This is a genomic window from Xanthomonas sp. CFBP 8445 (assembly GCF_025666235.1).
In the GTDB taxonomy this organism is placed as follows: domain Bacteria; phylum Pseudomonadota; class Gammaproteobacteria; order Xanthomonadales; family Xanthomonadaceae; genus Xanthomonas_A; species Xanthomonas_A indica.
Genome location: NZ_CP102594.1, coordinates 706,352 through 719,248, shown reverse-complemented (window position 1 = coordinate 719,248; position 12,897 = coordinate 706,352). Strand labels below are relative to the sequence as shown.

General features: G+C 71.6%; 11 protein-coding genes. 6 read left to right on the top strand and 5 right to left on the bottom strand.

The genetic code is table 11. The annotated features are described in order from the left end of the window. Window positions 1-15: 15 nt before the first annotated feature. Entirely contained in the window at window positions 16-777 is a 762-nt protein-coding gene (locus NUG21_RS03200; RefSeq protein WP_263392262.1) for an SDR family NAD(P)-dependent oxidoreductase, read from the top strand. Window positions 778-987: 210 nt separating this feature from the next. On the opposite strand, the gene NUG21_RS03195 is transcribed toward NUG21_RS03200, so the two are convergent. Then, complete coding sequence (locus tag NUG21_RS03195; protein WP_263392261.1) at window positions 988-1,620, bottom strand: Rossmann-fold NAD(P)-binding domain-containing protein; 633 nt, start codon at window positions 1,618-1,620, stop codon at window positions 988-990. Between the two features lie 344 nt (window positions 1,621-1,964). Between NUG21_RS03195 and NUG21_RS03190 the strand changes: the two genes are divergently transcribed. Next, entirely contained in the window at window positions 1,965-2,891 is a 927-nt protein-coding gene (locus tag NUG21_RS03190; protein WP_263392260.1) for a carbohydrate kinase family protein, read from the top strand. Window positions 2,892-2,982: 91 nt separating this feature from the next. Beyond that, the gene (locus tag NUG21_RS03185) at window positions 2,983-3,483 is read left to right on the top strand and encodes an MgtC/SapB family protein (RefSeq protein WP_263392259.1); all 501 of its coding nucleotides are present in this window, start codon (window positions 2,983-2,985) and stop codon (window positions 3,481-3,483) included. Here NUG21_RS03185 and NUG21_RS03180 read toward each other — a convergent pair. Next, window positions 3,444-4,070, bottom strand: coding sequence for a ParB-like protein (locus tag NUG21_RS03180; RefSeq protein ID WP_019797175.1), 627 nt, complete (start codon window positions 4,068-4,070; stop codon window positions 3,444-3,446). The genes NUG21_RS03185 and NUG21_RS03180 overlap by 40 nt on opposite strands. Before the next feature lie 572 nt (window positions 4,071-4,642). On the opposite strand from NUG21_RS03180, the gene NUG21_RS03175 reads away from it, so the two are divergent. After that, entirely contained in the window at window positions 4,643-6,253 is a 1,611-nt protein-coding gene (locus NUG21_RS03175; RefSeq protein WP_263392258.1) for a GGDEF domain-containing protein, read from the top strand. Between the two features lie 106 nt (window positions 6,254-6,359). Here the strand turns inward: NUG21_RS03175 and NUG21_RS03170 are convergent, their stop codons facing one another. Next, entirely contained in the window at window positions 6,360-7,256 is an 897-nt protein-coding gene (locus tag NUG21_RS03170; RefSeq protein ID WP_263392257.1) for a DUF808 domain-containing protein, read from the bottom strand. Window positions 7,257-7,396: 140 nt separating this feature from the next. On the opposite strand from NUG21_RS03170, the gene NUG21_RS03165 reads away from it, so the two are divergent. Beyond that, window positions 7,397-9,022: a dihydroxyacetone kinase subunit DhaK gene (locus NUG21_RS03165; protein ID WP_263392256.1), complete on the top strand. Its 1,626-nt coding sequence runs from the start codon at window positions 7,397-7,399 to the stop codon at window positions 9,020-9,022. A gap of 363 nt (window positions 9,023-9,385) precedes the next feature. On the opposite strand, the gene NUG21_RS03160 is transcribed toward NUG21_RS03165, so the two are convergent. Together NUG21_RS03160 and NUG21_RS03155 are read right to left on the bottom strand one after the other, a co-directional pair. Further along, entirely contained in the window at window positions 9,386-10,534 is a 1,149-nt protein-coding gene (locus NUG21_RS03160) for an XAC2610-related protein (RefSeq protein WP_263392255.1), read from the bottom strand. A gap of 84 nt (window positions 10,535-10,618) precedes the next feature. Continuing rightward, window positions 10,619-10,756, bottom strand: coding sequence for a hypothetical protein (locus tag NUG21_RS03155; RefSeq protein ID WP_184502635.1), 138 nt, complete (start codon window positions 10,754-10,756; stop codon window positions 10,619-10,621). 421 nt (window positions 10,757-11,177) lie between these two features. Between NUG21_RS03155 and NUG21_RS03150 the strand changes: the two genes are divergently transcribed. Further along, window positions 11,178-12,869 (top strand): ABC1 kinase family protein, encoded by a 1,692-nt coding sequence (locus tag NUG21_RS03150; protein ID WP_160945623.1) that lies wholly within the window; start codon window positions 11,178-11,180, stop codon window positions 12,867-12,869. Window positions 12,870-12,897 lie beyond the last annotated feature (28 nt).

The following is a 12,897-nucleotide window of genomic DNA, read 5'->3' as shown; positions in this document are numbered from 1 at the left end:
ATGCAGGAGCCACCGATGAACGATCCGTCCGCCTTCGCGGGGTACCGCGTCCTCGTCGCCGGCGCCAGCCGCGGCATCGGCCTTGCCATCGCCGACGCCTTCGCCCGCCACGGCGCCGCCGTGGCGATCTGCGCGCGCAGTCCCGCGCCGCTGGCCGATGCCGCCGCGCACTTGCAGCACCATGGCCACCCGGTCGCCCCGCAGTGCTGCGACCTGGCCGACGCCGCACAGATCGAGGGCTGGGTGGCGCAGGCCGCAGATGCGCTGGGCGGCATCGACGTGATGATCAACAACGCCTCCGGCTACGGCCATGGCGACGACGATGCCAGTTGGCAGGCCGGCTTCGACATCGACCTGATGGCCGCGGTGCGCTGCAACCGCGCCGCGCTGCCACGGCTGCGCGCCAGCGGCCGCGGCTGCATCCTCAACATCAGCTCGATCAACGGCCTGCGGCCGACGCCACGCGTGCCGGCGTACTCGGCGGCGAAGGCGGCGCTGAACTACTACACGACCACGCTGGCGACGCAGCTGGCGCGCGAACGGATCCGGGTCAACGCGATCGCGCCCGGTTCCATCGAGTTCCCCGGTGGCCTGTGGGAGCAGCGCCGTCAGCAGCAGCCCGAGCTGTACCGGCACATCCGCGCCAGCATTCCGTTCGGCGCCTTCGGCGCGCTCGACGATGTCGCCAACGCGGCGCTGTTCCTGGCCTCGCCGCAGGCGCGCTGGATCACCGGCCAGGTGCTGGCGGTGGACGGCGGGCAGTCGCTGGGCGCCTGAGGATGATCCGCGCGCGGCCGGAGCCAAGCGCGGGAACCACCGCGGCGATGATCTGCTTGGCCGCCCGCGGCGCGAGGGCGGGACGCCTGGCGCCGGCATCACGCAACGGACGCGCGCGCCGTCGCCAAGCGGCTCAATGTGCATCAAGCGCAATGCTGCGCACTCGCGCACGCGCTCCCATCCCGAATCCCCACTCCCCAATCCCCGCTCCTAAACCAACTGCGCCGCCTCGATCACCCGCACGCCTGGTCGCGGCCGCAGCGCGGCATCGACCAGCGCGGCGGCGATGCACTCGGCCGGGTTGATCCGGTAGCGCCGCGGCAGCAGCGGTCCGAGCGCGCGCAGCACCACGCTGGCGGCATGCTCGCCGCGACGGCGTTGCGCGCGTTCGCCGCCGATCAGCCCGGGCCGCACCAGGGTCAGGGAGGGATAGCCGAGTGTGCGCAGGTCGTGCTCCAGATCGCCCTTGACCCGGTTATAGAACGCCCATGAGCGCGGATTCGCCCCCAGCGCGGAGTTGAGCGCGAAGGCCTCGGCCCCGTGCTGGCGCAGTCGCTGCGCGATCGCCAGCGGATAGTCGTGATCGACCCGACGGAACGCCTCGCGCGAGCCGGCCTGGCGCATCGTGGTGCCGAGCGCGCAGATCGCCGCATCCACCTGCCACCACGGCGCCTGCGCCGGCAGCGCGTCGAAGTCCAGCACCGGGTTGTGCAGCTTGGGATGGGTCATGGCCAGCGCGCGCCGGGTCGGCGCGATCACCGCACTGCAGGCCGGCTCGGCCAGCAACTGGGTCAGCGCGTGGCCGCCGACCAGGCCGGTGGCGCCGGCGAGCAGGATTTTCATGGGAACGTCCTTGGAGGCTGGCGGGGAGGTGGCGACTATCGCAGGGGTGGCGGGAAGGCGCTGTCGGGGATGTTTGCGGTGTCCAGGATCCATGAGGCGCTGCGCGCCCGTACCCTCACCCCAACCCCTCTCCCGGTGGGAGGGGGGCTTTGGCTTTTCCCTTCTCCCACCGGGAGAAGGTGCCCCGCAGGGGCGGATGAGGGTACGGCAGCCCAGCTAGGCGTCCATCCCACACGGCAGGCCCAGCACCCCGCTCCACACGGTCGCCGCGCCGAACCAGGTACGCCACAATAGCCGCCCCATCGCGCCGGCCGGCGCGCTGCAACCTGACGAGGAGCGGTTCGATGTTCGTGGTGTGCGGAGAGGCCTTGTACGACATCTTCATCGACGGCTATGCCGGCACCTCGGTCGGGATGACCGCGCGCCAGGGCGGTTCGCCGTTCAACGTGGCCATCGGCCTGGCCCGCCTGGGCGCGCCGTCGGCACTGTTCACCGGCCTGTCCACCGATCCGCTCGGCCGCCAGCTGCGCGCCACCCTCGAAGGCGAAGGCGTGGCCCTGGACTACTGCATCGACAAACGCGAGGCGACCACCCTGGTGATGGTCGCGCTCGACGCCGGCGGCGTGCCCAACTACGCCTTCTACGGCACCGGCTGCGCCGACCGGGCGCTGACCGAAGCCGACCTGCCGGCGCTGGACGCGCGCGTCGGCGGCCTGCATTTCGGCTCTTACACCCTGGTCGCCGAAACCACCGCCAGCGCCTTCCAGGCGCTGGCCGAGCGCGAGCGCGGGCAGCGCCTGATCTCACTGGACCCGAACGTGCGGCCGACGGTGGAGCCGGACATGGCGGTGTGGCGCGCGCGACTGGCCCGCTGGATCGCGCTGGCGCACGTGGTCAAGGTCAGCCAGGAAGACATCGAACTGCTGTATCCGCAGCAGGATCCGTTCGCCGTCGCCCGCAGCTGGCTGCAGCAGGGGCCGTCGCTGGTGGTGATGACCCTGGGCGGCGACGGCGCGGTGGCCTGGCGCGGCGACAGCGAGGCGCGCGTGCCCGGCCGCGTGGTGCAGGTGGTCGATACCGTGGGCGCCGGCGACAGCTTCCAGGCCGCATTGCTGCAGCAGTTGCCCGATCCGGCGGCGCTGGCGGCGCTGGGCAGCGACCCGGCCGCGCTGGAGCGCCTGCTGCAGTTCTGCGTGGCCGCCGCGGCGATCAACTGCACCCGCGCCGGCGCCAACCCGCCCAGCCTGGACGAGGTCCGCGCCGCGCTCTGAGGACGCCCCACGGCGTGCACGGCATGCCCGCGGCCGGCGTCCCTATGATGGGCGGCCGCCCCACGGCGCCGCATCCACCAGGAGACCTGCCTTGATCGACCTGTCCGACATCGCCGTGCGCCTGGGCATCGCCGCGCTCGCCGGCGCGGCGATCGGGTTGAACCGCGACCTGCACGGCAAGCCGATCGGCATCCGCACCCTGGGCCTGGTCGGCCTGGCCACCGCGATGGTGGTGCTGCTGGCCGACCCGCTGGGCAAGGGCGGCTTCACCGACGCCGGCAGCCGCGTCATCCAGGGCATCCTGACCGGTATCGGCTTCCTCGGCGCCGGCGTGATCTATCACACCCAGAAACACGTCCGGGTGCATGGCCTGACCAGCGCCGCCTGCGTCTGGCTCACCGCCTGCATTGGGATCATGTGCGGCGCCGGCCAGTGGCAGATCGTGGCCGTGTCGCTGGCAATCGCCTTCGTCATCCTGTTGTTCGGCGGCCGCGTCGAGCGCTCATTGCACACGCTCCTGGGCGGCAAGCCGCACGGTGCCGCGGCGACCGATCAGTCGTCGGACGACGGCCCGCACCAGCCCGGCAAGTAGCTCGCGTCCCGGCTCTTGGCGAGCGCGAGCGCGGTCTCCACGGCGCGGGCGAAATCGTCCTTGATGTCGCGGCGCCGCAGCCGGCGGCGGAACAGGTCGGCCCACAGGAATTCGCTGAAGGGCGTGGTGTCCTTGGCATAGCCGCCCGCACGCCGGACCTCGCCGGCGAGGCTGCGGTAGGGATCGTCCTTCAGGTCCGCGATCGACGTCGGCATGTCCTTGAACGGACGGCGCTCGCCCTTGGCGTCGTAGGGATAGGCCCAGCGGCGATGATCGAGCACGCTCCACAGCGCGGCCTTGTCGACCACGCTGAGGTCGGCGATCACCGTGACCAGGATGTCCTTCACCCCTTCGTCGTGCAGTGCCCGCGCCAGATGATGGTGGTCGACCACGTAGTACCTGCCGTCCGGCCCCAGCACCACCGGGATCATGTGCGTGCCGAGCAGTTCGGCCTGCGTGTGCCTGGACGCATGCGCGCGCCAGCGCTTGCGCTTCTCCTTGACCTCGCGCATGCCCACGGTCATTTGCGTGGGGCGCAGGGACAGGATCGGGACCGGGTGCAGCAGCGGTTCGCGGGAATCGGCCATGTTCGGTCTCCGTGGAGGTGGGGGGCGCCGCGGGAGGCGCGGCCGCCAGAGTGCCAGCGCCGTCCGCATTCTGCACAGCGCCGTGGCATGCACTCCCCTCTCCCGCCGGGAGAGGGGTTGGGGGTGAGGTGCGGCCGCCAGGGAACCTCGTCACCAGACACCTCCCTAGCCACCCGACCCTCATCCGCCCCTGCGGGGCACCTTCTCCCGGAGGGAGAAGGGATCAGGTCGCCGCTCCGACGAAGTCCTCCGCGCGCCCGCTTCACTCCCCTCTCCCTCCGGGAGAGGAGAGGGTTTGGGGAGAGGGTGCGACAGCCAGGGAACCTCGTTCCCCCAGACACCTCCCTAGCGCCCCAACCCTCATCCGCCCCTTCGGGGCACCTTCTCCCGAAAAGGGGGCCATGGTCCCGGAGGGAGAAGGAGGCAAGGGGCCGGGGGTGAGGGTGCGACCGCAATGGAGTTTTCTTCACAGACCCACCACCCGCCCGCTCAAGCGCACACCGCCGGCGCCGATATCCAGATCCTGAGCGCTACCATGGGCGGCGCATTGACCTGGGGAGGAGCCGGCTGGCATGTCGGACCAACGCGACGAGCCGCCGATCAGCGGACTGCGCAAGCTGCTGTCGCCGCGTCGGCGCGATCCGGCGCCCGTGGCGGCCGCGACGCTGCCGGCGCGCGCGCATGGGCAGGGCCATGGGCACAAGCACGCCCATGCGGCGCTTCCTGCGGCAGCCGCGACCGACCCGGCTGCCGCCACCGCCGCGTTGATCCGCCTGTTCCAGCAGGCGCAGGAGCCGCTGGGCCTGCTCGGCGCCTTCGCCGACGGCATGGCCGCGCTGCATGGCGAGTTGGGCGACATGGGCCGGCGCCTGCAATCGGCGGCCAGCAGCGGCGACTGGCCCAGCTATGGCCGCGCACTGCGCCAGTTGATCGACAAGTACATCCGCACCATCGACGTCGAGGATCCGTTGGCAGGGCCCAGCGACAGCGAGCGCCTACGCGACCTGCTGCGGCAGACCGTGGCCGGCGCGCTGGCGGCGCTGCTGCACACCCTGCCGGAACTGGCCGGCGAAGCCGAGGCCAGCGGCGAGGCGCTGCGCCAGTGGCGACCCGGGCAACCGCTGGAGCCGGTGGCGCAGCAGGTGCGCGAGTTGTGCCACCAGATCGCGTTGCGCGCCAACGACAGCCAGGAGCAGCAGGCGCTGTTGCTGAGCCTGTTCGACCTGCTGCTGGAGAACGTCGGCGAACTGCTCGACGACACCAGCTGGCTGCAGGGCCAGATCGCGGTGGTGCGCGACCTGATCGCCGGGCCGCTGGACCGCTACTCGATCGAGGAGGCGCGCGGCAGCCTGCGCGAGGTGATCTACAAGCAGGGCCTGCTCAAGCAGGGCATCGCCGAATCCAAGGAGGCGATGAAGGACCTGATGCTGAGCTTCGTCGAAGATCTGGACGGCATGGCCGCCAGCACCGGCGAATTCCACGACCGCATCGCCGACTACTCGCAGACCATCCGCGACGCGCGCAGCATCGCCGACCTCAACCGCCTGCTGCAGGAAGTGTTGCAGGACACCGGCCACGTGCAGGAGCAGGCGCTGCGCGCGCGCGACCACCTGATCGCCGCGCGCCAGGAAGTGGAGGCGGCCGAGCAGCGCATCCTGCGCCTGGAGCAGGAACTGCAGGACGTCAGCGGCCTGGTGCGGGTCGACCAGCTCACCGGCGCGCTCAACCGCCGTGGGCTGGAGGACCTGTTCGCGCGCGAGCTGGTACGTACCGAACGCAGCGCGCAACCGCTGTGCGTGGCGATGCTGGACCTGGACGATTTCCGCCAGCTCAACGAGACCTACGGCCACCCCGGCGGCGACAGCGCGCTGCGTCACGTGGTGGAAGTGGCGCGCACGACGTTGCGCGCCAGCGACGCCATCGCCCGCTTCGGCGGCGAGGAATTCGTGCTGCTGATGCCGGACTGCACGATCTTCGAGGCCAGCGCGGCGGTGACCCGCGTGCAACGCGCCCTGGCCCAGCGCGCGGTGGTACACGAGGACCAGCGCGTGTTCGTGAGCTTCAGCGCCGGCGTGGCCCTGCGCCAGCCCGGCGAAGCGCAGGACGCGCTGATCCGCCGCGCCGACCGCGCGCTGTACGAGGCCAAGAAGGCCGGCAAGAACCGGGTGGTGTCGGCCGATTAGCTGGCGCCGGCGTGGCCGGCGCGGGATTGGCGAGTCGGGATTGGGGACGCGCAAAAGCGCGCATGCGCGGCGCTGTCACGAATCCCGGATCTCCAATCCCGAATCCCTACTGCCGCACCTTCTTGACGCCCAGCACCACCGCCAGCACCACCGCGCCGGCCACGATACCCACCACCGCATTGCCCAAGGCCAGTACCAGGCTGCCCAGGCCGCCGCTCGGGGCGATGGCCTCGATGGCGTGGTGCAGCGGGCCGATGCTGTGCACCAGGATGCCGCCGCCGACCAGGAACATCGCCGCGGTGCCGGCGACCGACAGGGTGCGCATCAGCCACGGCGCCAGCCACAGGATGCCGCGGCCGATCGTCGCGGCGGCGGCGCCCTTGCGGCTCAGGTACAGGCCCAGGTCGTCGAGCTTGACGATGCCGGCGACCAGGCCATAGACGCCGGCGGTCATCGCCAGCGCGATCGCCACCAGCACCGCGACCTGCTGCACGAACGGCACGCCGGCGACCACGCCCAGCGACAGCACGATGATCTCGGCCGAGAGGATGAAGTCGGTGCGGATCGCGCCCTTGACCTTGTCCTTCTCCAGGGCCACCACGTCCACCTGCTGGTCGGCCAGCGCCTGCACCTGCTGCGCGCGACGTTCCGCGTCCTCGTCCTTCGAATGCAGGAAACGGTGCGCCAGCTTCTCCACGCCCTCGAAGCACAGGAAGGCGCCGCCGATCATCATCAGCGGGGTGATCGCCCACGGCAGCCAGGCGCTGATCGCCAGTGCCGCCGGCACCAGGATCGCCTTGTTCAGCAGCGAGCCCTTGGCCACCGCCCACACCACCGGCAGTTCGCGGTCGGCGTTGACCCCGGTCACCTGCTGCGCGTTCAGCGCCAGGTCGTCGCCGAGCACGCCGGCGGTCTTCTTGGCCGCGACCTTGGTCAGGATCGACACGTCGTCGAGCAAGGTGGCGATGTCGTCGAGCAGGGTGAACAGGCTGGCGCCGGCCATGCGGGGATTCCGTGCGGGGTGGGCGGCGATTCTCGCCGATTCCGCCGCGCGGGTGCGTGAGCGGCACGGTCTCAACCGCGCGTAACGCCGGCTCGGCTATCGTCCGCGACGACGCCGCACGGCCCGCACAGGACACCCGCATGGACCAGTTCCTCACCGCCCCCCGCGCCATCGTCGACGACGTGCTCGCGGCCGTGGCCACGCTGCAACCGCTGCTGCTGTCCGAAACCGGCAGCGGCACCCGCACCGTGCTGCAGGCCGCGCGCGATCCGCGCCAGGTCGCCGTGCTGTCCGGCGGCGGTGCCGGGCACGAACCAGCGCATGCCGGCTTCGTCGGCCCCGGCATGCTCAGCGGCGCCATCGCCGGCGACCTGTTCGCCTCGCCCGGCGTGGAGGCGGTGCTGGCGGCGATCCGCGCCTGCGCCGACGCGCCCGGCGTGCTGCTGGTGATCAAGAACTACACCGGCGACCGGCTCAACTTCGGCCTGGCCGCCGAGCGCGCCCGCGCCGAGGGCATCGACGTGGCCAGCGTGCTGGTCGCCGACGACATCGCCCTGCCCGACGCCGCGCAGCCGCGCGGCATCGCCGGCACGGTGCTGGTGCACAAGTACGTGGGCCACCTGGCGCGCGAGGGCGTGCCGCTGGCCGACCTGGCGCAACGCGGCCAGGCCTTCGCCGACCGCCTGCTGTCGCTGGGCATGGCCTTGTCCAGTTGCAGCGTGCCCGGCCAGCACGTCGGCCGCCGCGCGCCGGAACTGGGCCTGGGCATCCACAACGAACCGGGCGCGCGGCCGGTGCAGCCGAGCACGGTGGAGGAAGCGCTGGCGCTGGTGCTGGACCCGCTGCTGGCGCAGGCCGATGCCCGCTTCGGCGCCGACGCGTCGCTGGTGCTGATGCTCAACGACCTCGGCGGCTGCTCGACGCAGGAACTGGGCGTGCTGACGCGGCTGGCGCTGCAGCGCATCGGTGTCGAGCGGGTGGCGCTGATGGCGGTGCCGGCGGCGCTGATGACCTCGATGGACATGCACGGTTTCTCGATCACCCTCGCCCCGGCCGATGCCGACGTGCTTGCCGCGCTGCAGGCGCCGGTGCAGACCCTCGGCTGGCCCGGCGTGCGCGTGCCGCACGCGGTGCGGACCTTTGCGCCGGCACTGAAGCGCGACGACAGCCACCGCCAGGGGACGCGCGATGCGCAGTGCGCGGCAGCGCTGGCGCGGGTGGCGCAGGCACTGATCGCCGCGCAGGCGGAACTGGACGCCCTGGACGCGCGCAGCGGCGATGGCGACGCCGGCAGCACCTTCGCCGCCGGGGCGCGCGCCCTGCAGCAGGCGTTGGACACGGATGCGCTGGCCACCGGCGACGCCGCCGCACTGGCGCGCGGCCTGGCGGCGACGATCGAACACAGCATGGGCGGCTCCAGCGGCGTGCTGCTGTCGATCCTGTTCACCACCGCCGCCAGCGCCCTGGCAGACGGACGCGACTGGGTGCAGGCGCTGCAGGCCGGCGTGGCACGGATGCAGCACTACGGCGGCGCACAACGCGGCGACCGCACCCTGCTCGATGCGCTACTGCCGGCACTGGACGCCCTGGCGCAGGGCGCCGGCGTGGAGGCCGCCGCGCACGCCGCCCGCGCCGGCGCCGATGCCACCGCACAGCTCACCCGCGCTGGCGCCGGCCGCGCCGCCGCGGTGCCGGCGGACGCATTGTGCGGCGTGATCGACCCCGGCGCCGAAGCGGTGGCGCGGGCGTTCGCAGCCTGGCGGTGAGAGGCGGCCAGTCATGTCGGCCAACACGGTTAAAGGCAGGCCTGGGTCATCCGCGACGGCAGGCGCTACCGCGACCGCCTGTCGCGGCTGAAGCCGCTCCTACGACAAGCCAGCACATGGCATGCGTAGCGTTATGACCGCACGCGCAGGTAGACCCGCGTGCAGTTCAAGGACCATCGCCGGCTGCAGCCTTTGTAGGAGCGGCTTCAGCCGCGACAGGCTGCACCGGGAACGCCCGTCGCGGCTGAAGCCGCTCCTACAAGGCTTGCGGCGAGCTGCCCGGGTGCACTGTGGGAGGGACTTCAGTCCCGACGCGCGCGTGTCGAAATCGCCAGCGCCTTTGGAACATCGCCCCGCCACCCGCTACTCAGCCGACGCAGCCTCCAGCACCTGCGCCACCGCCTGCAGCGAGCCGTGCACCGAGCCGGGCTGCAGCGCCAGCGCCTGGGTCTTGCCGCGCACCACCACCTCCATGCGCTGCGGCACGCCCTGCGCATCACCGACGATGCGGTAGGTGGTGTCGCCGCGCGTGAAGCTCAGCACCTGGTGGTCGGCGTCGTAGTCCATCGCTTCGCCCTCCGCATTCGGATACAGCAGGTCCACCCGCTGCTGCGCGCCGATCGCCGCATAGAACGGCTTGCCGCTTGCGCCGTCGCCGACATTGGCGAACACCACGATGCGCTTGCCGGCCGGCGCCAGGCGGAACGCGAGCAGGAGCTTGCGCTCGCCCGCGGTGGTACCGCCCTGCTCGTCCCACAGATAGTGCGTGTCGGCCACGCGCTTGCCGGCACGGTCGCGGTACACCGTCTCCTGCGCCAGTCCCGGCCCCTCGCTGCGCGCATCCTCCACCACCTCGCGCTCCAGCAGCGGCTCGCCATCGCGCACCGCGTACGTCGCGTACTGGTGCCAACAGCAGCCGTCCTTGGTCATGGTGTGGAGTTCGCGCGCCTGCGCATCCACCTGGAACAAGCCGCAGTTGCTCTGTGCCAGTTCGGTGAAACCGGAACTGGCCTGGAAGCCGTCGGCGGTGCCCAGGTACACCTGGTAGGACGGGCCGTGATAGCAGCTGTTCTGGCCGTCCATCACCGCCAGGTCCTTGATCCCGTCGAAATTGAAATCGTCGTAGATCAGCACGCTCTGCTCGCCGTACGGCAGTTCATGCACGTTGGCCTTGACCTTGCCGCTCTTGCCATCGGTGTCCAGCACCAGTTCCGACGAGGCCACCTCGAGCAGCGGCGTGGCGTTGCCGCGGGCGAACACGCGCACGATCCCGGGACGGAACACCTCGTCGTTGTCCTCGACCTCCAGGGTCGCGCGGTAGCGGTCGGAAAAGTCCTGCAGCTCGTAACTGCGGCGCGTGCTGGCAGCGAAGGCCTTGGCGTCGAACTCCTCGCCGGCATAGCGCTGGGGCGCGGGTGCCGCAGCCGCGGTCGCCGACAGCAGCCCCGTCAGCAACGCGCACGCGCACAGGACGGCGGCACGGCAAACGGCGGGCAAAACGACGACGGACATGGCAGCGCTCCTGGCAGGTGATGGCGAACGCCCAGGGTAAGCGCGGTCGCGGCACCGGAACAGGGGCTGCCAACCGCCCGTGGGTCAGAACAACGCACGCGCGAGGGCGCGCAGGGCGCTGCGCACCTCGGTGGCGACGCCGGCGCCGTCGTCGCCCAGCCAGGCCATGACCAGCAGCGCCAGGATCACCGCCGCCAGCAGCGCGAGCCGGCGTCCGCTCATCGGGCCACAGCCATGCCGACACCGCGCGCCCGCGTGCGCGTCGCGCCGTCCCATGGCGCGGTCTCTGGCGCAGCGCGCCGATGATGACCGCGCCCCGAGGGATGGCACCGACGCGCCCCGATCGACCTCGCCCGTTCGCTCCGCTGCACTCCGCTCCCTCCGACTTGCGCCATCGCAACGCGGCAGGATACGACGCAGCGCCATGACGGGACGCCATCGCCAGCGGCCCCGGGGACGTAGCGGCGATGACGGCAGACCACCTGCACGGCACCCGGCGCCGATCGCGGCTGTCGCAAGGGCACGATCATCGGCCCTCCCCTCCCGTCAGCGACGACCAGAGACGTCACGCTGCGGGATTCACCGCGCGACGACCCGGCGGTCGCCACACTCATGACCTGCCTTTCGCCTGCCGGAGCCTACCTTGAGCGCGACGCCCGACGCTGCGGACGCACCGCACGTGATCGGCGGCCTCAGCCGCCGCACCCAGATCCTGCGCCTGCTGCTGCGCTACCGCAGCTCCGGGGTGTTTTCCGGCATGGACATGGAGACCGCCCAGGGCGAGCACGAGCTGCCGCCGGAAGGCACGCCCGAACAGTTCGTCACCGACCTGGAGGCGCTGGGCCCGACCTTCGTCAAGCTCGGGCAAATGCTGTCCACGCGCCCGGACGTGGTGCCGCCGGAGTTCGCTACCGCGCTGGAGCGGATGCAGGAGAACACCGCGCCGATTCCGAGCGAGCGCATCCGCGAGATCGTCGAGGCCGAACTCGGTGTCGGCATCAACAAGGCCTTCTCCGCGTTCGACGACACCCCTCTGGGCAGCGCCTCCCTGGCGCAGGTACACCGCGCCGCGCTGCGCGACGGTACGCCGGTGGCGATCAAGGTGCAGAAGCCCGAGGTCGCCGCGCAGGTGCGCTCGGACCTGGAGGTGCTGCGCAGCTTCGCCAGCGCCGCCGACAAGCTGACCGGGCTGGGCCGGCGCATCCGCTTCGCCGACTGGCTGGCCGAGTTCGGCAAGGCGCTGCTGGCCGAACTGAACTACGAGGCCGAGGCCGAGAACCTGGCGCGCTTCGGCGAACACCTGCGGCCGTTCCCGCAACTGTGGGTGCCGCAGCCGGTGTGGGACCTGTGCAGCCGCCGCGTGCTGACCATGCAACTGGCCGAAGGCGTGCGCGTGGACAAGATCTCCGGGCTGCGCCGCACCGAGCAGCCGATGGACGACCTGGCCGCGGCGCTGGTGCGCGGCTACCTGGACCAGATGTTCGTGCACGGCGAGATCCATGCCGACCCGCATCCGGGCAACCTGCGCGTGCTCGCCGATGGGCGCCTGGCGATCTTCGACCTGGGCATGGTCGCGCACGTGCCGCCGAAGCTGCGCGAGCGGCTGCTCAAGCTGCTGTTCGCGGCGGTCGACGGCCGCGGCGAGGAAGTGGCCGAGGAAACCATCGCCCTGAGCACGCGCCTGGAGGACTTCGACGAGGAGCGCTACCAGCGCGAGACCGGGCAGATGATCGCCCGCTACGCCGCGCACGACGCCACCTCCGAAGGCCGGGTGGTGCTGGACCTGGTGCGCATCGCCACCGCCTACGGGCTGCGCACGCCGCCCGAATTGAGCCTGCTCGGCAAGACCCTGCTGAACCTGGAAGCGGTGTGCCGCGCGCTGTCGCCGCACCTGGACACGCGCGTGGTGGTCGAGGACCAGCTGCAGCACGTGATGCGCGCGCGGCTGAAGAAGTCGCTGTCGGCGGCCAACCTGGCCAGCGAGGCGATGGAGCTGCAGGCGCTGCTGCGCGAAGGCCCGCGCCGGCTCTCGGACATCCTCACCCTGGCGGCGGAGAACCGCCTGCAGGTGCGCGTGGCTGGGCTGGAGGAATCGCGGCTGATGGAGAGCCTGCAGAAGATCGCCAACCGCGTCGCCGCCGGCATCGTCACCGCCGCGCTGATCCTGGCCTCCACGCAGATGATGCGCATCGACACCGGCACCAAGCTGTTCGGCTACCCGGCGATCGCGATGGTGCTGTTCCTGCTCGGCGTGATCCTGGGCCTGGGCATCGTGGTCAGTGCTGTGCTGTTCGACCGGCGCATCCGCGCCCGCGAGGAGCGCGGTAGGCGCTGAAAAGCCGGGAGTAGGGAATCGGGAATGG

Coding starts and splice junctions, on each gene's coding strand:
- NUG21_RS03200 (WP_263392262.1), top strand. CDS start 16: ATGAACGATCCGTCCGCCTTCGCGGGGTACCGCGTCCTCGTCGCCGGC.
- NUG21_RS03195 (WP_263392261.1), bottom strand. CDS start 1,620: ATGAAAATCCTGCTCGCCGGCGCCACCGGCCTGGTCGGCGGCCACGCG.
- NUG21_RS03190 (WP_263392260.1), top strand. CDS start 1,965: ATGTTCGTGGTGTGCGGAGAGGCCTTGTACGACATCTTCATCGACGGC.
- NUG21_RS03180 (WP_019797175.1), bottom strand. CDS start 4,070: ATGGCCGATTCCCGCGAACCGCTGCTGCACCCGGTCCCGATCCTGTCC.
- NUG21_RS03175 (WP_263392258.1), top strand. CDS start 4,643: ATGTCGGACCAACGCGACGAGCCGCCGATCAGCGGACTGCGCAAGCTG.
- NUG21_RS03170 (WP_263392257.1), bottom strand. CDS start 7,256: ATGGCCGGCGCCAGCCTGTTCACCCTGCTCGACGACATCGCCACCTTG.
- NUG21_RS03165 (WP_263392256.1), top strand. CDS start 7,397: ATGGACCAGTTCCTCACCGCCCCCCGCGCCATCGTCGACGACGTGCTC.
- NUG21_RS03160 (WP_263392255.1), bottom strand. CDS start 10,534: ATGTCCGTCGTCGTTTTGCCCGCCGTTTGCCGTGCCGCCGTCCTGTGC.
- NUG21_RS03155 (WP_184502635.1), bottom strand. CDS start 10,756: ATGAGCGGACGCCGGCTCGCGCTGCTGGCGGCGGTGATCCTGGCGCTG.